This window comes from Pseudomonas sp. P9_35, assembly GCF_034008205.1.
Taxonomy (GTDB): domain Bacteria; phylum Pseudomonadota; class Gammaproteobacteria; order Pseudomonadales; family Pseudomonadaceae; genus Aquipseudomonas; species Aquipseudomonas kilonensis.
This window is the reverse complement of sequence record NZ_CP125373.1, coordinates 5,058,079-5,076,193: the sequence shown is the minus strand read 5'-3', so window position 1 is coordinate 5,076,193 and position 18,115 is coordinate 5,058,079. Positions and strand designations below refer to the sequence as shown.

Sequence of the window (18,115 nt, the reverse complement as noted above, 5' to 3'; positions counted from 1 at the left end):
CACTTCTGGAAAAGGCGTTTAAAGGGAATTCAGGAAGGCCAGCAACGCAGTGCGCTGCTCGGCATTGAACGCTAAAACCTGGCGCTGCGCCGCTTGTGCTTCGCCGCCATGCCACAGCACGGCTTCGAGCAGATTGCGGGCCCGGCCGTCATGCAGGAACTGGGTGTGGCCGTTGACGGTTTCGGTCAGGCCGATGCCCCACAGAGGCGGGGTTCGCCAGTCACGGCCGCTGGCCTTGAATTCGCTGCGGTTGTCCGCCAGGCCTTCGCCCATGTCGTGCAACAGCAGGTCGGTGTAAGGGCGGATGACCTGGTTCGCCAACTCCGGTTCGGCAGCGTTGGCGGCGGTGGTGTATTTCGGTGTGTGGCAGGACTGGCAACCGGCCTGGAAGAACAGATTCTTGCCCGCCAGCACCTGGGGTGAATTCACCTCGCGCCGGGCCGGTACGGCGAGGTTGCGGCTATAGAACAGCACCAGTCGCAGGATGTTGTCGCTGACTTCCGGTTCGCCATCGGGGCCGTTGCCGCTGGGCGCATGCTTGCAGTCGACCTGGGTCTGGGTGCAGTCGTCGAAGGGCCGCAGGCTTGTCGTCAGGCCCATGTCGCCGGAGAAAGCGTGGACGTTCTGCTGGTTGAGGTTGGGCTGTCCGGCCTTCCAGCCGAACCTCCCCAGGACGGTTTTTTGCTGGGCATCGTCCCAGACCTGGTTGGGACGCCCGGCGATGCCGTTTTTCTCCCGGGCCTGGGCTTCGGCGTTTGCCAGGATGGCTTCGTCGGGGATCGCCTCGAGCAGCCCCAGGCCGATCATCGGCGGGGCGACGCGGGCGGAAAAGCGCGTGTCCGGGTGCATCGGCCCGTAGGCCAGTTGGGTGATCTGCAGGTCGGGCTTGCGCAGTTCCACCACGGTGCCGTCCTTGAAACGCACCGGGACCGGCGTGTAATCGACCCGCACCTTGCCTTCAGGGGCGACGCCAGGCACGGACATGTCCTGCAACTGCCCGCCGTAAACCGGTTCCGGCACGACTCCCAATTGTTCGATGACCTTGGCGTAAGGCGGCGCGTCGGGGATCGACAGGCGTACCAGCATCGATACTGCGGTGGTCGCGTCCGGCGCGGGTGGGTGGCCGCGGCCGTCCTTGATGTGGCAGTTCTGGCAGGCGTTGGTGTTGAACAAGGGCCCGAGGCCATCGCGAGCGGTGGTGGTCGAGGGTGCGATCACCCAGGGGCTGCGGAAGAAACTGTTGCCGACGCTGAAATCCACGCGCCGTGAGGGCGGCAGGTTGGCCGAGGGCAGGGAAAAGGCGTTCTGGTCTGTCTTGCGTACCGTCGCGGCGCCACCGGAACGGGCTTCACCCGGTTCGGCCTGGGTAAAACGCGGGGCATCATCGCAGGCGCTCAGGCCCAGGGCCATGAACAGCGCACATAAACGAAGAGGCAACGACGGCATCGGGCGTCCTGGGAGATGAGTGAAAACGAGGGCGCAAAGTCTAACAGGGCGGGGCAGTTTGAATAAGAGGAATTATCGTTTGGTTTAATGAGATCGCGCTTGCTTCACTGTGGCGAGGGAGCTTGTTCCCGCTGGGCTCTGTAGGAGCTGCCGAAGGCTGCGATCTTTTGATCTTTCGCTTGAGACTCAACAGTCAGGGGAAAGATCGCAGCCTCGTTGCACTCGACAGCTCCTACAGAGCCGAGCGGGAGCAAGCTCCCTCGCCACAGGTTCACCTAAGGCGCTCAGGGCTGGACGACAGCCCCCGGCACCAACGGCAACTCCAGCGTTGCGATGAACCCGCCGTCGGGATGATTGCCCAGTACCAGCGTGCCGCCATGGCGTTCGGCGGCGCGGCGTGCGATGGCCAGGCCCAGGCCATGACCGGCGGCGGTCTGGCCGGGGGCGCGGTAGAACGGCTCGCCCAATTGTCCCAGGTGTTCGGCCTCCACGCCTGGCCCGTGGTCGCGCACGCTGATCAGGATCCGTTCGCCCTGGCGCGCCGCGCGCATCTCGATCGATTGCCCGGCTGGATTGAAGCGTTGGGCGTTGCGCAGCAGGTTGTCCAGCGCTCGCTCGATCATGGTCGGCCAGCCCTTGAGGGTCAGGTCCGCCTCGGTTTCGAGCTGCACGGTTTGTTCCGGTGAGGCCAGTTGCGCATCTTTTTGCAGGGTGACCAGCAAGCCGTTGAGTTCCACCTCTTCGGCGCTGGCGTTGTCGGCATCGACCCGGGCCAACACCAGGATTTCACTGATCAGCGCTTCCAGGCGATCGCATTCGCGGGTCAGGCGTGGCCAGAGTCTTTCACGTTCCTCGGGGCTGGCCCGTTCAGCCAAGGCCAAGGCAATGCGCAGCCGGGCCAGGGGCGAGCGCAGTTCGTGGGACACGTCGCGCAGCAGTTGTCGCTGGCTGGTGATCAAGCTTTGCAGGCGCGCGCCCATGCGGTTGAAGTCAGTGGCCAGTACGCCGAACTCATCCCGCCGGTTGGCCAGCTTGGCGAGGCTGTTCTGCTGATAGGCGGCCTGGCCCAGGTCATGCACCGCACCACGCAGGCGACTCAGCGGGCGAGTGATGGAAAGCGTCACCAACAGGCTGAACAAGGTCAGCACCACCAGCGCGATCCCCAGCGCACTGAGGGGCCAGAGCAGGCTGTCGCGGTGCCAGGCGTCCAGTTCGGGATGGGGGATGCGGTAGATGAACAGATACGTGTCACCGGTTTTGGCACTGGTGAATTCGTCGGTCAGTCGCCGCCAGGGCAGGCGTCGCTCGTTGCTGTTCTGCCGAGCCTCGAAGGCCTCGGCGCGATGGGGGAAGGTGCCGCGCACCACCGGGTCGCCGCTTTCATTGAACACTTGGACGTCGATGTGATACTGACGCTTGCGCTGTTGCAGGATGTCCTGCGCGGCGTCCTCACCCTGGCTTTCGTAGGTTTGTGTCCACTCTTCGGGCAGGGTGTTGAGACCCGGATGGCGGCTGAGGATCCAGGCGTCCTGATTGAGCATGTGGCCCATCAGGAGCGAAAGTCCTGCAACCAGAGCGATGGCCAGCCAGAAACTGGCCAGGATGCGCCAGAACAATGAACGCACGGTAGATCCTCGAAAACAAAGAAAGCCCAACGGCAATTGCCGTTGGGCTAGGGGGCTTCAGTGCATTATTGCGCTTTTTGCGGCTGTTGCGCTTTCCAGGCCTTGAACTCAGCCCACTCGGCGCGACGCTCGGCCTGTTTCTTCTGGATCGCGTCGAACTCTTTCTGCTGCTCAGGCTTCAACAGCCCGCGGATCTGGGCATCGATCTTCTGATGCCGGGCTTGCATTTCGTCCTGCATGGCTTTCTGGTCGGCTGGCGACAGCTTGGCCAGGTACTTGTCTACCAGTTCGCGTTGTTCGTGGCGCTGTTCGCCCATGATCCGGCGAATCTGCTGGCGCTGTTCGTGGCTCAGGTCCAGTTGGCTGTACGGACCTTTGTCGTGCATCTGGCCGCCGTGGCGTGGGCCGTCCATTGGTCCCATCGGGCCGGCGCCTTCGGGCATGGCCATGGCGACGGTCGGCAGGGCGGCAGCGAACATCAGAGCGATAAGGGTCTTGCGCATGGTGTGTCTCCTTGTCTCATTCCCGGTCAGTTCCGGATGAGTGCAGATTACGGAGATCAAGGTCAGCGGCGGTCAGGGGTGAGTAAAGCTTGGGTAAAGACGGTTTGGTGCGGACCTGACAAATCTGCAGGGCCGAACACAAAGCCCTGTGATGGGGGTACTTGCTGTGGTGAGGGCGCTTTTGTGGCGAGGGAGCTTGCTGTGGCGAGGGAGCTTGCTCCCGCTGGGCTACGAAGTAGCCCCAAGATTCTGCGGTTGCTGCGCAACCGAGCGGGAGCAAGCTCCCTCGCCACAAAAAGCCTCTTGGGCAGGAATAGCAGCCAAAGCCTCTAGAGGCTGTAGTAGTAACCACGGCTACGCAGCGCCACGATGCGCGGGCGGCCGTCGGGGTGGGGGCCGATTTTCTTGCGCAGGTTGCTCACGTGCATATCGAGGCTGCGGTCGTACAGGGTCAGCTTGCGGCCCAGGGCGATCTGCGCCAGTTCCTGCTTGTCCAGCGGCTCGCCCGGCTGCTTGAGCAACGCTTCGAGCAGGCGGCTTTCGGAAACGGTGAGGGTCTGTTCCTGTTCATCGATGCTGACCACGCCACGTACCGGGCTGAAAGTCAGGTCACCCAGTTCGATCTGGCTGGACACGGCTGTCGGGTGGCTGCGGCGCAGCACGGCGCGCAGGCGGGCGGTCAGTTCGCGTGGGTCGCAGGGCTTGGCCAGGTAGTCATCGGCGCCCAGTTCCAGGCCGAGGATCCGGTCCAGGGGTTCACCCCGGGCCGACAACATCAGCACCGGCAACTCCGGATGATCGCTGCGCAATTGCTTGAGCAGTTCCAGGCCACTGCCGTCGGGCAGCATCACGTCCAGTACCACGGCTGCCGGGGCGGTTTCGGCCAGGGCCTTGCGGGCACTTTGGCCATCGTGACAGGCCCGGACCTGAAAACCTTCCTGGCTCAACCAGCTGACAAGGAGCTCGCACAGCTCCTGGTCATCGTCTATCAGTAACAGCTCGCTCATGACTCACTCAATTTAGCCATTGCCGACGTTGTCTACGTCCACCGCTGGCAAAGATACCGCAGAGCAGGGCCAATAGCGCTACCCCGGCACCGATGACAAACCATTGCTGTTGATCGGTCAACAGGCGTGGCAGGGGGCTGGCCTGGGCTTCCTTGAGTTGCAGCTTCAGGCGTTGGTTCTCCTGGCGCAACCGGCCCAGCAATGCGCTCTCGCGTTCGCTGTCGGCGCTTTGCAATTGCTTGCTCAGTTCTTCGCGCTGGCGTTCGCTGTCTTTCAAGCGTTGCTGCAGTTCGGCGATCTGGCTGCCAGCACTCAGGGACAAAGGCGTCGAATGACTGCCCTCGGTGCTCTCCTCGCCATGGGCGGGTGCCCCGATCGCCAACGTGACCAATAACAGGCACAACGGACCTTTGCGCATTGCAACTCCTGAATTCCAATCGAGATTAGACAGGTTGTCGGCAGGCAAACGAGAACAATGAGCAATTGAACGCAATGAGCCGCGAAGGCTCATCGCGCCAGGGGCATTTACGGCATGGATTGCTTGAATGGCTTGACCACGACATTGGCATAGACGCCGGCCGCAACGAACGGGTCGGCCTCGGCCCATTGCTGCGCAGCGGACAGGGAGTCGAATTCGACCACCATCAGGCTGCCACTGAAACCTGCGGCGCCCGGATCATTGCTGTCCACCGCCGGATGCGGGCCGGCCAGCACTACGCGGCCTTCGTTCTGGAGTTTTTGCAGGCGCTCCAGGTGCGCGGGACGAGCGGCCTGGCGTTTTTCCAGGGAGTTGGCGACGTCGGTAGCAATGATTGCGTAGAGCATGTCAGTCCTCGGTTTTTGGCGTGGTGGGGTCGGCATCATGCAGGTGACGGGACAGGTAGATACCCTGGCCAATCAGGAACAACAGCGTCATGCCCAGGCTACCGAAGACCTTGAAGTCGACCCAGTACTCCTGGAACGTGAACGCAACGAACAGGTTGGCGGCGCCGCAGAACAGGAAGAACGCGATCCAGGCGATGTTCAACCGGGTCCAGATCAGTTCCGGCAGGTTGATGGCATGGCCCATGATGCGCTTGATCAGCAAGCGGTCACCGATGAAGTGGCTGCCGATGAAGGCCAGGGCAAACAGCCAGTTGACCACCGGGGCCTTCCACTTGAGGAAGGTTTCGCTGTGGAACGCCAGGGTCAGGCTGCCGAACACGAGGCAGGCGACCAGGGTCAGCCACTGGCTCTTCTCCAGCTTGCGCTGGGACACGAACAGTGCGCCGTAGACCACCAGGGAGCTGATGATCAGCACTGCGGTGGCGCTGTAAATACCGCCTACAGTCAAGGAATGACCGGCGAAGTCGACGGCCCGGGGATCAAGTTTGTAGACGATGAAAAACAGCAGGAGCGGGATGAAGTCGATGAATTGTTTCACAGTGGCAGCCAGAAGCAGGATGTGGCGGCATAATAACAAACATCCTTGGCCGCGATAGGGCCAGCTGATTTGAGGTAACAAACTCTCGTGAATGTTGATTTGCACTGCCATAGCACGGCCTCCGATGGCGCCCTGGCGCCTGCGGTTCTGGTGGCGCGGGCGTTCGAGCACGGCGTGCGAGTCCTGGCCCTGACCGATCACGACACCCTCGAAGGCCTCGACGAGGCCCGCAGTGCCGCCACGGCACTGGGCATGCAGCTGGTCAATGGGGTCGAGCTGTCCTGTACCTGGGGTGGGGCGACGATCCATGTGCTGGGCTATGGTTTCGATGTGAATGCGCCGGCGTTGGTCCAGGCCATCGCCCAATTGCGCGACGGGCGCTGGCTGCGTTCCGAAGAGATCAGCCGCAAGCTGGCCCTCAAGGGCATGCCCGGTGCGCTGGACGGCGCCCGGCAGATCCAGCAGGCGCTGGGCGACAGTGGCAACGCACCGGCCCGACCACACTTTGCCGACTGGATGGTGCGCGAAGGGTTCGTCAAGGACCGCGCCGAAGCGTTCCGCAAATGGCTGGGGGCCGGCAAGCTGGGGGACGTCAAGCAGCACTGGCCGACGCTGGAAGAAACCGTCGGGACCCTGCGGGCCGCTGGCGCCTGGGTCAGTCTGGCACATCCATGGCACTATGACTTCACTCGCAGCAAGCGCCGCCGCCTGGTCGCCGACTATATTCAAGCGGGGGGCCATGCCATTGAGGTGGTCAACGGCCATCAGCCTGCCGAGCAGGTTGGCAGCCTGGCGATCCTGGCCCGTGAGTTCGGCCTGCTGGTCACCGCCGGCAGTGATTTCCATGGCCCTGGGGGCTGGTCCGAGATTGGCGAATACCGCCCATTGCCGGAAGATCTGCCACCACTCTGGTGTAGATTCAAACATGATCCCGTTACCGCCGCCGTCTGAACAGGTAGAACACGTGAGTCAATTTTTCCAGATTCATCCGGAAAACCCGCAAGCGCGCCTGATCAAACAGGCCGTGGAAATCATTCGTGGCGGTGGCGTGGTGGTCTATCCCACCGACTCGTCCTACGCCATCGGTTGCCAGATCGGCGACAAGAATGCCGTGGAGCGGGTAAGACGCCTGCGTCAACTGGACGACAAGCACAACTTCGCGCTCATCTGCAGCGACCTGTCGCAGTTGGGGCTGTTCGCCAAGATCGACACCGGCACCTTCCGCCTGCTCAAGGCGCATTTGCCGGGGCCATATACCTTTATTCTCAATGCCACGCGGGAAGTCCCGCGGCTGTTGCTGCACCCGAAAAAGCGCACCATCGGCCTGCGGGTGCCGAGCCATCCCATTGCCCTGGCGCTGCTGGCGGAACTGGGTGAGCCGCTGATGAGCGTGACGCTGATTATGCCCGGCGAGACCGATCCGCTGACCGATCCCTATGAAATGCGCCAGATCCTCGAGCATCAGGTGGACCTGATCATCGACGGCGGTTTCGGCGGCATGTCGGCGTCCACGGTGATCAACCTGGCCGATGGCGAGCCCCAGGTGGTGCGCGTCGGTTGTGGCGATCCGACGCCGTTCATGGTCGAGGCCTGAATGTCCGCCGTGGAAACCGCAGTGGACAGTGCAGATAGCCAGGCCGGCGCGCAGCAGGAGCTGCCGTTCGCCATGGTCTATGGCCAGGCGGTCATGGAAATGCCCCTGGACCTGTACATTCCGCCGGATGCGCTGGAAGTGTTCCTCGAAGCCTTCGAGGGCCCGCTTGACCTGCTGCTGTACCTGATTCGCAAACAGAACATCAACATCCTCGACATCCCCGTGGCGGAAATCACCCGCCAGTACATGGGCTACGTCGAGTTGATGCAGTCGGTGCGCCTGGAACTGGCGGCCGAGTACCTGGTGATGGCGGCCATGCTGGCCGAGATCAAGTCGCGAATGCTGCTGCCGCGCTCGGCAGAGGTCGAAGCGGAAGAAGACGATCCGCGGGCCGAGCTGATCCGCCGCTTGCAGGAGTACGAACGCTTCAAGGCCGCAGCCGAAGGCCTCGATGGTTTGAAGCGGGTCGGGCGCGACGTGGTGGTGCCCAAGCTCGATGCCCCCGAGGCGCGGGCGCGCAAGTTGCTGCCGGATGTGAGCCTGGAAGAGTTGCTGATGTCCATGGCCGAGGTCCTGCGCCGGGGCGATATGTTTGAAAGTCACCAGGTCAGCCGCGAAGCGTTGTCCACCCGCGAGCGCATGAGCGATGTGCTGGAGCGGCTCAAGGGCGGCGGTTTCGTGCCGTTCGTCGAGCTGTTCACCGCCGAGGAAGGGCGCTTGGGGGTTGTCGTGACGTTTATGGCGGTCCTGGAATTGGTCAAGGAATCCTTGGTCGAGCTGGTGCAGAATGAGCCGTTCGCAGCGATCCATGTGCGGGCACGAGCCGAATAACGAGCAAATCAATGAATCTGACTGAACCCCGCGAGCTGGCCCCCTTGCTTGAAGCTTTCCTGTTGGCCTCGGGAAAGCCGCAATCGATGGAGCGCCTGTTCGAACTCTTCGAAGAAGGCGAGCGACCTGAGCCGGCCGTATTCAAGAAAGCCCTGACGCTGTTGGGCAAATCCTGCGAGGGGCGGGCCTTCGAACTCAAGGAAGTGGCGTCCGGTTATCGCCTGCAGATCCGCGAGAAGTTCGCGCCATGGGTCGGGCGCCTGTGGGAGGAGCGGCCGCAGCGCTACTCCCGCGCCATGCTCGAAACCATGGCATTGATTGCCTATCGCCAACCGATCACCCGCGGCGAGATCGAAGATGTGCGCGGCGTGGCGGTCAACAGCCATATCGTCAAGACGCTGTTGGAGCGCGAGTGGATCCGTGTCGTTGGCTATCGCGATGTGCCCGGCAAACCGGCGATGTTCGCCACCACCAAGGCCTTTCTCGATCACTTCAACCTGAAGAACCTGGATGACCTGCCGCCGCTGGCCGAACTGCGGGAGCTGGAACCCGAGCCGATGCTGGAGTTCGACGACGCCCCGGTGCCCCAGGGCCTGCAGGAATTGGCCGATGCCAGTGCCGAGCCTGAGGAACCGAAGGAAGAGACCAGTTTCCACTCGTTGTTGCTGGAGCTGGACACCATGGAGGAGGGCTTGAAGACCGATTTCGACGACCTGCTGCGTGAGGGGCCGGGGCCTGACAGCGAGTCGGAACCTGAGCCAGAGCCAGAACCAGAACTAGAACCGGAAGAAGACATCCTCGGCGTTGCGCAAGCCCGGGAAAAACTGCTGGCCGCCGTCGCCGCTCTCCAACCGTCGGAACCCGAGCTGAGCGACGAAGAAGCCGAAGCCCGCGCCCTGGCCGAAGCGATCGAAAACGAACGGCGCCAGTTCGACGACTGATTCAACTGGTTTGCAAACACTGGCTGATCCACCGCCGTCCCCTGTGGGAGCCGAGCTTGCTCGCGATGACGGAGGAACATTCAGCATCAATGCAGGCTGACCCACCGTCATCGCGAGCAAGCTCGGCTCCCACAGGGGCCTTCATTAAGCCGGGTGCCACCGGTCGGCGGAAAAAGCGCCGGGCGTGCGTCGATCAGCTAGTCTCTGATGCGCAATCGCCTCAACGAGCGTATGATTCGCGACCCTTTGGCGATCCCTTCGTCGAAGACCCGTTTTCAAAGCGTCAGGCCAAGCCTGGCTCGACCACACCGGGAGGTGCCCAGAATGAAAGACCAAGACCAGAACGACAGCCAGGAAATCGGCCCAGCAGGCGAGAAGCTGCAAAAAGTCCTCGCCCGTATCGGCGTCGGCTCGCGCCGCGACGTGGAGGCCTGGATCACCCAGGGCCGGATCAAGGTCAATGGCAAAGATGCCACCTTGGGCCTGCGTGTCGACATGCACGACGCCATCACCATCGATGGCAAGGTGATCAAGCGCGAAGAGGCCGCCGAAACGGTGCGCCGCGTGATCATGTACAACAAACCCGACGGCGAAATCTGCACCCGTGACGACCCGGAAGGCCGTCCGACGGTGTTCGACAAGATGCCGCGTCCCAAAGAAGGCCGCTGGATCAACATCGGCCGCCTGGACATCAACACCACCGGTTTGCTGATGTTCACCACCGACGGTGAACTGGCCAACCGCTTGATGCACCCGTCCTACGAGATGGACCGCGAATACGCTGTGCGTGTGCGTGGCGAAGTCGATGACGAGATGATCGAGCGCCTCAAGGCCGGCGTCGTGCTGGAAGACGGCCCGGCGCGTTTCACCGACATCAAGCAGGCGCCCGGCGGCGAAGGCTTCAACCACTGGTACCACTGCGTGGTGATGGAAGGCCGCAACCGTGAAGTGCGGCGTCTGTGGGAATCCCAGGGGCTGGTGGTCAGCCGCCTCAAGCGCGTGCGTTTCGGTCCGGTGTTCCTCAATTCCGACCTGCCGATGGGCCGCTGGCGCGAAATGAGCCAGTACGAAGTCGACATCCTGGCGGCCGAAGTGGGCCTCAAGCCGGTGGCAATGCCGCAGATGACCGCCAAGAGCAAGGACAAGCTGGAGCGGATGCAGCGTAAATCCTCGCGCCCGATGGGCAAGACCGAGCGCGTGCGTACGCTGCGTCCGGCTGCCGAAGGCGCGCCGACGGGGCCGCGTCCTTCCCGCGAGCCGCAGATCGAAGGCGAACGCCCGGCCCGCAAGCCTGCTCCGCGTCAGGACGGCGAGCGTGGTCCACGCACGCCGCGTCCGGCCAATGGTCGCACTGAGCGCGGCGAAGGTCGCGGTGCCCCGGCTGGCCGCGGTACGCCAGTTGCCGATCGCCCGGCCGACACCAAGCGTCCGGCCAAGCCGGCACCGAAAAAACGCCCGGGTATCATCCTGGCCGACCGTGACACGCCATCGGGCAAGCGCCGTGGTGCACCGGCAGGTTCGGGACAGCGTCCGGGGTTTGGGCGTCGTAAGCCGGAGTGATCGGCGAGCGTCCATGAAAAAAAGCCAACTTTCGAGTTGGCTTTTTTTTGCCTGGCTTTAGTTGAAGGGGGAGGTTCACAGATTCGGCATTTGGCTCAGATCTTCTGTGGGAGCGAGCTTGCTCGCGATGGCGGCGGTCCAGTCAACATCACCTTTTCAAGCAGGCCGCTATCGCGAGCAAGCTCGCTCCCACAATGGGATGGCGTGTGGGAGCGAGCCTGCTCGCGAAGAGGCCAGTAGCCTCACAGATACCTCTAAAGCACAAACCGCCCATCAAACATCGGCTCATTATCCAGCGCCAACATCCCCTTCTCGAAAATCAGATCCAGGTGATGGCTGCCCTTGGCCCCGCCGCCGAGTCCCAGGTGCAGGCCGCAATGGCGCTCCTCGAAACCGGCATTGCGAGCGTACAGGCTCTTGACCCCTTCGTTGGTGCCAATCCCCAGTTCCTCGATGCGGCGGTTGGACGGGTTGGCGTCCAGGTATTTGTTGAAGTCGTGCTCCAGGCCCGGTACGTCGGTGGCGATTTTCTGGATGGTGGAGTCTTCGATCCACAGCTCCAGCGGCGATTGCAGCACGCCGTATTTGCGCGCGAACGGGATGGTGCTCAGGAAGGTGCCGACGAAATTCACTCGGCCATTGATGGTGTCGCTGTGGGTGGCGATTTCGCCGGGGGCCAGGTCGTAGTTGCCGAGGCCGTTGATGTCGGTCCATTTCTTCACACTGCCCAGGGCGGTGTCGAAATACGAACCGTGGTCATCCTGGAAGCTCAGGGTCGTCGCCTGGGACATGCGCCGGATCAGGTGACTGTTGAGCCCGGCGATACGCTGGGGAATCACGCTGAAGGTGTCGTAGAAGTAGTCGCCGTAGTCCTTGAACAGCAGCGATTTCCTCCAGTTGTCGGCCATCACGCCTTGCAGTGCGCGGACAAAGTCCGGGCCGTCGGGACGAGGGTTGGGCAGGGTGGAGGAGTCGTAGAAGAAAATGTACAGATCGCTGTCGGCGATGGCCTTGGACAGGCGCTCCGTGGGTTCAAGGTCCAGGCGCATGGCACTGAACCGGAAGGGCGAGCCGCTGCCCGCTTGTTCGGCAATGGCGCCGGTCAGCGCTTCGTAGTCAGCGGTATGGCCGAGCAACACCTTGGCGGGCTGGATGCCGACCAGGGCGGGATGGTGTTCGAGGTAGTAAAGGAAATGTGAGATGGCTCGTTGTGTGTCCATGCTTATTCTTCCCTGACAAGTTCATTAAACGTCCCTGGCAACCGGCAAAAGTGGCGGAGTCGACCGGCCGGATCGCCTCCGCCGGGCGGTGCCTACAGAGGCCACATCGCCGTGCCGAATGGAACGACGGCGTCGGCCTGCATCATTTCAACGGCGGCTTCATGGGTTGGGGCTTCAAACCATTCGTCCAGTTGCAGTTCGGTTTCCAAGTCTTTGTCCAGTGCTTGCATAGTGAATCTCCTAGATGACTTTTACGGAAATAAGCGGCTCGATTCGGCGAATGGAAGCAGGCCGGCAACGGCACCGCAGAACTTGTCGGCACGATGCCTTGGCAAGTCGCTGAAAACCTAGTCGAGGGATTTTTGGATTGCAAAAAAATAATTTCATTTTTTTTGTTTGAACTTTTTGTTCCATTTTCAGCGGCGGTATTAGTCATTCAAAAACAGCCGCCTGGGTGCTTTTTTAAATAGGTAGCTACCTACCGTCAATTTGCAGTCAGCCTACGGAAATTTCCTCTTTGGAAAGTTTGCGTTACGCACCGTAAAGGAATACTGACAATTTTTGCCTTGTGAACGGGCCTCTATCGGCGTTTAGGGTGGCTGTAAGAAAAAGCTGCCGAGGGCACCGGTTTGACGCGTTTTTTGATACTTCGCAGCGCTTGTTTCAGGCCAACGGGAAGGGTCAGATGCGCGCCATACCTGAAGTGCGGGGGGAGACGCTGATCCGGTGGTGTCTGGCAGGAGGAGGGCCGCAGTGTACAATGCGCGGCGTTTTACTGTGACCCTTCGCGTACCCACGCATTTTCAAGGTTATCCGCCTTGTTCACTCCGCCATGCCATAAGCGTGTCGGGTTCGATTTCGTCACAGATAAAAACAAATAGGTGACGCATGACCGTTGTAGAAAATACGCATTCGGGCGAGCTGAAACGCGGCCTGAAAAATCGCCACATTCAACTGATCGCCCTCGGTGGCGCGATCGGTACCGGCCTGTTCCTCGGCTCGGCGGGGGTGCTGAAATCAGCCGGCCCGTCGATGATCCTGGGCTACGCCATCTGCGGCTTCATCGCCTTCATGATCATGCGCCAGTTGGGTGAAATGATCGTCGAAGAGCCGGTGGCCGGTTCCTTCAGCCACTTTGCCCATAAGTACTGGGGCGGTTTCGCCGGGTTCCTGTCGGGTTGGAACTGCTGGATTCTCTACATCCTGGTGGGCATGTCCGAACTGACTGCAGTCGGCAAGTACATCCATTACTGGGCCCCGGACATTCCGACCTGGGTGTCGGCGGCGGCGTTTTTCATCCTGATCAACGTTATCAACCTGGCCAACGTCAAAGTCTTTGGCGAGGCCGAGTTCTGGTTCGCGATCATCAAGGTCGTGGCGATTGTCGGCATGATTGCCCTGGGCAGCTATTTGCTGGTCAGTGGCAACGGCGGGCCGCAAGCGTCGGTGACCAACCTGTGGTCCCACGGTGGGTTTTTCCCCAACGGCATCAGCGGCCTGGTGATGGCCATGGCGATCATCATGTTCTCCTTTGGTGGCCTGGAAATGCTCGGTTTCACTGCCGCTGAGGCCGACAAACCGAAAACCGTGATTCCCAAGGCCATCAACCAGGTGATCTACCGGATCCTGATTTTCTACATCGGTGCGCTCGTGGTGCTGTTGTCCCTGACCCCTTGGGACAGCCTGCTGACCACGCTCAACGCTTCCGGCGATGCCTACAGCGGCAGCCCGTTCGTGCAGGTGTTCTCGATGCTCGGCAGCAACACCGCGGCGCATATCCTCAACTTCGTGGTGCTGACCGCCGCGCTGTCGGTGTACAACAGCGGCACCTACTGCAACAGCCGCATGTTGCTGGGCATGGCCGAGCAGGGCGATGCGCCCAAGGTCTTGTCCAAGATCGACAAGCGCGGCGTGCCGGTGCGTTCGATCCTCGCCTCGGCGGCGGTCACGCTGGTGGCGGTGCTGTTGAATTACCTGATCCCGCAACATGCGCTGGAGTTGCTGATGTCGCTGGTGGTCGCGACCCTGGTGATCAACTGGGCGATGATCAGCTACTCGCACTTCAAGTTCCGCCAGCACATGAACCAGACCCGCCAGACGCCGCTGTTCAAGGCGCTGTGGTACCCGTACGGCAACTACATCTGCCTGGCGTTCGTGGTGTTCATCCTGGGCGTGATGCTGCTGATCCCGGGCATCCAGGTATCGGTCTATGCGATTCCGGTGTGGGTGGTGTTCATGTGGGTGTGCTACGTGATCAAGAACAAGCGCAGTGCCCGGCATGAACTGGCGGTGGCGGCTGCCACCAAGTAAGCCAGCCTGAAATACAACAAACCCGGCCAAGCGCCGGGTTTGTCGTTTCAGGCAAGACACAAATCCCCTGTGGGAGCGAGCTTGCTCGCGATGACGGCACGACAGCCAATATCTTCACAACTGACACACCGCCATCGCGAGCAAGCTCGCTCCCACATTGGATCTTCAGTGTTCACAGCGTGTGTGGTCACCACCGCTCCCGCAGGGGGCAGGTGTTGTCTGGGGGATTCGCGGTATCCTGTGGGTCCTGATACCGGACACTTTCCATGCTGGCGATTTCCAACACCGTGCACATCCCGGACGCCGAGATCGAGCTGACGGCCATCCGCGCCCAGGGGGCAGGGGGGCAGAACGTCAACAAGGTCTCCAGCGCCGTGCACTTGCGCTTCGACATTCCGGCCTCGTCGCTGCCCGAGTTCTACAAGGAGCGGCTGCTGGCCCTGCGCGACAGTCGCATTACCAGCGACGGTGTATTGATCATCAAGGCCCAGCAATACCGCACGCAGGAACAGAACCGGGCCGATGCCCTGGAGCGCCTGACTGAACTGATCCTCAGCGCCACCAAGGTCGAGAAGAAGCGCCGTCCGACCAAACCGACCCTGGGTTCGAAAAAGCGTCGCCTGGAATCCAAGACCAAGCGCGGCTCGATCAAGGCCGGGCGCGGCAAGGTGGACTTCTAGCTTTTCTCCCGTTCCTGGCGATGCCTCGGCGCCTGTCGGTACAGGTAGACGCTCAATGCCAACCCGCCCAGGGCCGCCAGTGCGGCGAACAGAAAGATCGAGGCAAAGCCGAAGCCCGCGGCAATCGCACCGGCCAGCGGTCCGGTGATCCCCAGCGACAAATCAATGAACAGTGAATAAGCGCCCACCGCCGCCCCGCGGCTGGAGGCCGGCACCAGGTTGACCGCTTCCACGCCCAGCGCCGGAAACACCAGGGAAAAGCCGAAACCGCTCAACGCCGCGCCCGCCAGGGCCCAGTGGGCATCCGGTGCGAGCCACAACAGCAACAGGCCCAGGGTTTCCACCGACAGGCAGGCAATCGCCACGCGAAAGCCGCCCAGACGGTTGATCAGGTTGCCGAACAGCAGGCGCGCGCCGATGAAGCTGGCGCCGAACAGGCTCAGGCACAGCACGGCGTTGTCCCAGTGCTGGGTGGCGTAGTACAGGGTGATGAAGGTCGCGATGGTGCCGAACCCGATGGAACCCAGGGCCAGGCCGCAGCCGTGTGGCAGCACACGTCCCAATACGTGCATGAACGGCAGGCGTTCGCCAGTGACGATGGGCGCGGCGGTTTTGCGCCAGGCCAATGCCAACCCCAGCAAACCGAGCAAGATAATGCTTACGCCCATGCTCCACAGCCCCAGCGCATTGACCAGCCACACCCCCAACGGAGCGCCGATCGCCAGCGCGCCGTAACTGGCGATACCGTTCCAGGAAATCACTTTGGCGGTATTCGCCGCGCCGACTCGGCCGATGCCCCAGCCAATCGAACCGGAGCCCACCAGGCTTTCCGCGCTGCCGAGCACCAGGCGACCGATCAGCAGGCTGATCAGGCTGATCAGGCTGAACGTGGGCAGGTGGGGCGTCCAGGCAGACACCAGCATGAACACACCGCTCAGCCCGCAGCCGGCGAGGCCGAACATCACCGCGCGCTTGCTCCCCAGGTTATCGATGATTCGCCCGGCGTAAGGACGACTGAGCAGGGTGGCCAGGTATTGCACGCTGATCACCAACCCGGCGATCACCGCGCCGAAGCCCAGTTCGCCGTGGACGAACCCGGGCAGCACGGCCAGGGGAATGCCGATATTCAGGTAGCCGATGAACGTGAACAGGACGATGGAAACGACTTGCAGCGTGACCGCCAGGGGGCGCTGGGAATCTGACATGGGGTAAAGGTCCACGGAGCAGCAGGATAGATAGGCTGCTTATGATAACGGCGACCGTGGGCTCAGGGCGGGGGAAAGTAAAACTATTTGCCCAACGGTGGTTCAGCTGCCGTTCTCACTGCTGACCAGGCGTGTGGTGACCAGTGCGGCGATGGCGTTTTCTTCGCTGCCAAAGCGCGCCAGCAGGGCCGCTTGTTTTTCGGCAGGAAGGCGGGTCCAGATCTCGACCATTTTTTCGGCAGTGCCGATCAGCACGCTGGCCTGGGCTTCGCTGAAGGGAGGGGTGTCATCGGTCATGGAGGGCTCGGGATTCAGGCGGTGTGGAAAGCGCATCTTAGCGCTTTCCACACGGTCTGGTGGAGCGGGTCAATCAGTCTTCGCTGTCGGCCTGGCGGCGTTCAGTGGCTTCTTTTGGCTCGGGTTGCTGGGCGTCTGCTTGCCCCCCGGCTTGCAGCGTGGTCGTCTGCTCAGTGTCGTGCAGGCTTGGGAAGGGGAGATTAGGGATCTCGTGCATATCGCGCTCCTCGCAAGGTCTGTGGATAGATCTGGTAGATCCGCGCTTTTACAAAGCCTGGGCAGGATACAGCAGGAGAAATGACAAAAAGACTGTTAAATCCCCTCGGGCCGACAAAAGGGATTGTCTAGACACGTCATGTTCAATAGTCACGTCGCTTGCGAAATGCCCAGCGGCCGGCAATCAGCGTGAAGGTTGCCACCAGCGCCACCAGGATCCAGAAGCCTTCGGGATCGCCGGCAAGCGGCACGCCGCCAACGTTCATGCCAAAGAAACCGGCAATGATGTTGATGGGCAAGGCCAATACCGTGACCACCGTCAGGGTGAACAGGGTGCGGTTGCTTTGTTCGTTGAGGTTGGCGGCGATTTCTTCCTGGAGCAGCTTGATCCGTTCGCTCAACGCGGTGAGGTCGTTGATGATCAGGGCGAACTCCTCGGTGGATTTGCGCAGCTCCTTGACGTCCTCTTTCTGCAACCATTGCGGCGGGCGGTTGAGCAGACGTAGCAATGAGCCCGGCTCCAGGGCCAGCAAGCGCTGCAAGCGCACCAGCACCCGGCGGTTGCTGCCCAGCTCGGCGCGGTTGGTGGACAGCCGCGAGGACAGCAACTGATCTTCGACCTGATCGACGCTCAGGCTGGTCTTGCGCACGATCTGGGTCAGCACTTCGCCCTGGTCGCGCAGCAAGTGCACGAGTAATTCCACTGGTGAACGAAAGCACTCGCCGGCCTTCACCGACGAGCGCAGCTTGTCGACCGAGTGCAAGGGTTGCAGGCGCGCGCTGACGATCAATCGACTGTGCACGCAAACCCACAATGTGGAGACATCCGAGGACACCATGTTGCTGAGGTTGAACACGACATCGTTCACCACGGCCAGCAACGCCGAGTCGACATGCTCGATGCGGGTCGAGCGCGAGCCTTCGTGCAAGGCTTCGAAAAACTCCTGGGGCAGGGCCAGGTGACCTTTCATCCAGCGCTCGCACGCAGCGTGGGCCAGGTTCAGGTGCAGCCAGAGGAACTCATCCGAGTCTTGCGGGTGTTGCAGGCTCCGTAAGGCCTGGGCCGAATCGATCTCCTGCCCGCGTTCGCCGGGGCGGAAACGGAACCCGTAAAGCAGGCCGAACAGGTCCGGATCACGGTGGCTTTGATCAATGCTGTGGTTCATGAAGTCTCGCTGGCGGGAAGTGCCTGTGGCGGCTACAGGTTCACTTGAACGCCATCTTCGCAAGCTTTCTTGATGGTTTTGTGACAGTTCC

At 61.8% G+C, this 18,115-nt stretch carries 20 protein-coding genes; 7 read left to right on the top strand and 13 right to left on the bottom strand.

Features of this window, described 5'->3' with window-relative positions:
* Positions 1 to 18: 18 nt before the first annotated feature.
* From QMK47_RS22435 to QMK47_RS22405, 7 genes are all read right to left on the bottom strand, one after another.
* Positions 19 to 1,446, bottom strand: a complete 1,428-nt coding sequence (locus tag QMK47_RS22435; protein ID WP_320389348.1) for a di-heme oxidoredictase family protein — start codon at positions 1,444 to 1,446, stop codon at positions 19 to 21.
* A 284-nt stretch (positions 1,447 to 1,730) separates the two neighbouring features.
* On the bottom strand, positions 1,731 to 3,071 hold the full coding sequence (locus QMK47_RS22430; RefSeq protein ID WP_320389347.1) for a HAMP domain-containing sensor histidine kinase: 1,341 nt from the start codon (positions 3,069 to 3,071) through the stop codon (positions 1,731 to 1,733).
* Positions 3,072 to 3,136: 65 nt separating this feature from the next.
* Positions 3,137 to 3,574, bottom strand: coding sequence for a Spy/CpxP family protein refolding chaperone (locus tag QMK47_RS22425; RefSeq protein WP_214509468.1), 438 nt, complete (start codon positions 3,572 to 3,574; stop codon positions 3,137 to 3,139).
* Between the two features lie 329 nt (positions 3,575 to 3,903).
* Positions 3,904 to 4,581 carry a response regulator transcription factor gene (locus QMK47_RS22420; protein WP_003204879.1) on the bottom strand — a complete coding sequence of 226 codons (678 nt, stop codon included), beginning with the start codon at positions 4,579 to 4,581 and terminating at the stop codon, positions 3,904 to 3,906.
* Between the two features lie 7 nt (positions 4,582 to 4,588).
* Positions 4,589 to 4,999 carry a translation initiation factor 2 gene (locus QMK47_RS22415; RefSeq protein ID WP_214509469.1) on the bottom strand — a complete coding sequence of 137 codons (411 nt, stop codon included), beginning with the start codon at positions 4,997 to 4,999 and terminating at the stop codon, positions 4,589 to 4,591.
* A gap of 107 nt (positions 5,000 to 5,106) precedes the next feature.
* A complete protein-coding gene (locus tag QMK47_RS22410; protein ID WP_258689174.1) occupies positions 5,107 to 5,406 on the bottom strand; it encodes a YciI family protein in 300 nt (99 codons plus the stop codon).
* 1 nt (position 5,407) lies between these two features.
* Complete coding sequence (locus tag QMK47_RS22405) at positions 5,408 to 6,004, bottom strand: septation protein A (RefSeq protein WP_253477401.1); 597 nt, start codon at positions 6,002 to 6,004, stop codon at positions 5,408 to 5,410.
* A gap of 87 nt (positions 6,005 to 6,091) precedes the next feature.
* On the opposite strand from QMK47_RS22405, the gene QMK47_RS22400 reads away from it, so the two are divergent.
* From QMK47_RS22400 to rluB, 5 genes are all read left to right on the top strand, one after another.
* Positions 6,092 to 6,955 (top strand): PHP domain-containing protein, encoded by an 864-nt coding sequence (locus tag QMK47_RS22400; protein WP_018605009.1) that lies wholly within the window; start codon positions 6,092 to 6,094, stop codon positions 6,953 to 6,955.
* A gap of 13 nt (positions 6,956 to 6,968) precedes the next feature.
* Complete coding sequence (locus QMK47_RS22395; RefSeq protein ID WP_014339843.1) at positions 6,969 to 7,598, top strand: L-threonylcarbamoyladenylate synthase; 630 nt, start codon at positions 6,969 to 6,971, stop codon at positions 7,596 to 7,598.
* Between the two features lie 132 nt (positions 7,599 to 7,730).
* Positions 7,731 to 8,429, top strand: coding sequence for a segregation and condensation protein A (locus tag QMK47_RS22390; RefSeq protein WP_214509807.1), 699 nt, complete (start codon positions 7,731 to 7,733; stop codon positions 8,427 to 8,429).
* 11 nt (positions 8,430 to 8,440) lie between these two features.
* A complete protein-coding gene (scpB, locus tag QMK47_RS22385) occupies positions 8,441 to 9,370 on the top strand; it encodes an SMC-Scp complex subunit ScpB (protein WP_320389346.1) in 930 nt (309 codons plus the stop codon).
* Between the two features lie 324 nt (positions 9,371 to 9,694).
* Positions 9,695 to 10,930 carry a 23S rRNA pseudouridine(2605) synthase RluB gene (rluB, locus tag QMK47_RS22380; protein WP_214509474.1) on the top strand — a complete coding sequence of 412 codons (1,236 nt, stop codon included), beginning with the start codon at positions 9,695 to 9,697 and terminating at the stop codon, positions 10,928 to 10,930.
* 254 nt (positions 10,931 to 11,184) lie between these two features.
* On the opposite strand, the gene QMK47_RS22375 is transcribed toward rluB, so the two are convergent.
* Positions 11,185 to 12,150: a leucyl aminopeptidase gene (locus tag QMK47_RS22375; RefSeq protein WP_214509475.1), complete on the bottom strand. Its 966-nt coding sequence runs from the start codon at positions 12,148 to 12,150 to the stop codon at positions 11,185 to 11,187.
* Between the two features lie 92 nt (positions 12,151 to 12,242).
* Positions 12,243 to 12,380 carry a hypothetical protein gene (locus QMK47_RS22370; protein ID WP_003178782.1) on the bottom strand — a complete coding sequence of 46 codons (138 nt, stop codon included), beginning with the start codon at positions 12,378 to 12,380 and terminating at the stop codon, positions 12,243 to 12,245.
* Positions 12,381 to 13,038: 658 nt separating this feature from the next.
* Between QMK47_RS22370 and QMK47_RS22365 the strand changes: the two genes are divergently transcribed.
* Entirely contained in the window at positions 13,039 to 14,460 is a 1,422-nt protein-coding gene (locus QMK47_RS22365) for an amino acid permease (RefSeq protein ID WP_320389345.1), read from the top strand.
* Between the two features lie 266 nt (positions 14,461 to 14,726).
* Positions 14,727 to 15,140, top strand: a complete 414-nt coding sequence (gene arfB, locus QMK47_RS22360) for an alternative ribosome rescue aminoacyl-tRNA hydrolase ArfB (protein ID WP_013694088.1) — start codon at positions 14,727 to 14,729, stop codon at positions 15,138 to 15,140.
* Here arfB and QMK47_RS22355 read toward each other — a convergent pair.
* The 4 genes from QMK47_RS22355 to QMK47_RS22340 form a co-directional block, all read right to left on the bottom strand.
* Positions 15,137 to 16,345, bottom strand: coding sequence for an MFS transporter (locus QMK47_RS22355; protein ID WP_320389344.1), 1,209 nt, complete (start codon positions 16,343 to 16,345; stop codon positions 15,137 to 15,139). The two genes, arfB and QMK47_RS22355, sit on opposite strands and share 4 nt — an antisense overlap.
* A 102-nt stretch (positions 16,346 to 16,447) precedes the next feature.
* On the bottom strand, positions 16,448 to 16,678 hold the full coding sequence (locus QMK47_RS22350; RefSeq protein ID WP_320389343.1) for a hypothetical protein: 231 nt from the start codon (positions 16,676 to 16,678) through the stop codon (positions 16,448 to 16,450).
* A gap of 37 nt (positions 16,679 to 16,715) precedes the next feature.
* On the bottom strand, positions 16,716 to 16,859 hold the full coding sequence (locus QMK47_RS22345) for a hypothetical protein (protein ID WP_003204853.1): 144 nt from the start codon (positions 16,857 to 16,859) through the stop codon (positions 16,716 to 16,718).
* 142 nt (positions 16,860 to 17,001) lie between these two features.
* Positions 17,002 to 18,024, bottom strand: coding sequence for a transporter (locus tag QMK47_RS22340; protein ID WP_018604547.1), 1,023 nt, complete (start codon positions 18,022 to 18,024; stop codon positions 17,002 to 17,004).
* Positions 18,025 to 18,115 lie beyond the last annotated feature (91 nt).

Bases quoted from the DNA above. Each gene is read 5' to 3' on its own strand.
- QMK47_RS22365 (WP_320389345.1), top strand. From the start codon at position 13,039: ATGACCGTTGTAGAAAATACGCATTCGGGCGAGCTGAAACGCGGCCTG.
- QMK47_RS22370 (WP_003178782.1), bottom strand. From the start codon at position 12,380: ATGCAAGCACTGGACAAAGACTTGGAAACCGAACTGCAACTGGACGAA.
- rluB (WP_214509474.1), top strand. From the start codon at position 9,695: ATGAAAGACCAAGACCAGAACGACAGCCAGGAAATCGGCCCAGCAGGC.
- scpB (WP_320389346.1), top strand. From the start codon at position 8,441: ATGAATCTGACTGAACCCCGCGAGCTGGCCCCCTTGCTTGAAGCTTTC.
- QMK47_RS22355 (WP_320389344.1), bottom strand. From the start codon at position 16,345: ATGTCAGATTCCCAGCGCCCCCTGGCGGTCACGCTGCAAGTCGTTTCC.
- QMK47_RS22425 (WP_214509468.1), bottom strand. From the start codon at position 3,574: ATGCGCAAGACCCTTATCGCTCTGATGTTCGCTGCCGCCCTGCCGACC.
- QMK47_RS22375 (WP_214509475.1), bottom strand. From the start codon at position 12,150: ATGGACACACAACGAGCCATCTCACATTTCCTTTACTACCTCGAACAC.
- QMK47_RS22345 (WP_003204853.1), bottom strand. From the start codon at position 16,859: ATGCACGAGATCCCTAATCTCCCCTTCCCAAGCCTGCACGACACTGAG.
- QMK47_RS22410 (WP_258689174.1), bottom strand. From the start codon at position 5,406: ATGCTCTACGCAATCATTGCTACCGACGTCGCCAACTCCCTGGAAAAA.
- QMK47_RS22435 (WP_320389348.1), bottom strand. From the start codon at position 1,446: ATGCCGTCGTTGCCTCTTCGTTTATGTGCGCTGTTCATGGCCCTGGGC.
- arfB (WP_013694088.1), top strand. From the start codon at position 14,727: ATGCTGGCGATTTCCAACACCGTGCACATCCCGGACGCCGAGATCGAG.
- QMK47_RS22350 (WP_320389343.1), bottom strand. From the start codon at position 16,678: ATGCGCTTTCCACACCGCCTGAATCCCGAGCCCTCCATGACCGATGAC.
- QMK47_RS22415 (WP_214509469.1), bottom strand. From the start codon at position 4,999: ATGCGCAAAGGTCCGTTGTGCCTGTTATTGGTCACGTTGGCGATCGGG.
- QMK47_RS22420 (WP_003204879.1), bottom strand. From the start codon at position 4,581: ATGAGCGAGCTGTTACTGATAGACGATGACCAGGAGCTGTGCGAGCTC.
- QMK47_RS22340 (WP_018604547.1), bottom strand. From the start codon at position 18,024: ATGAACCACAGCATTGATCAAAGCCACCGTGATCCGGACCTGTTCGGC.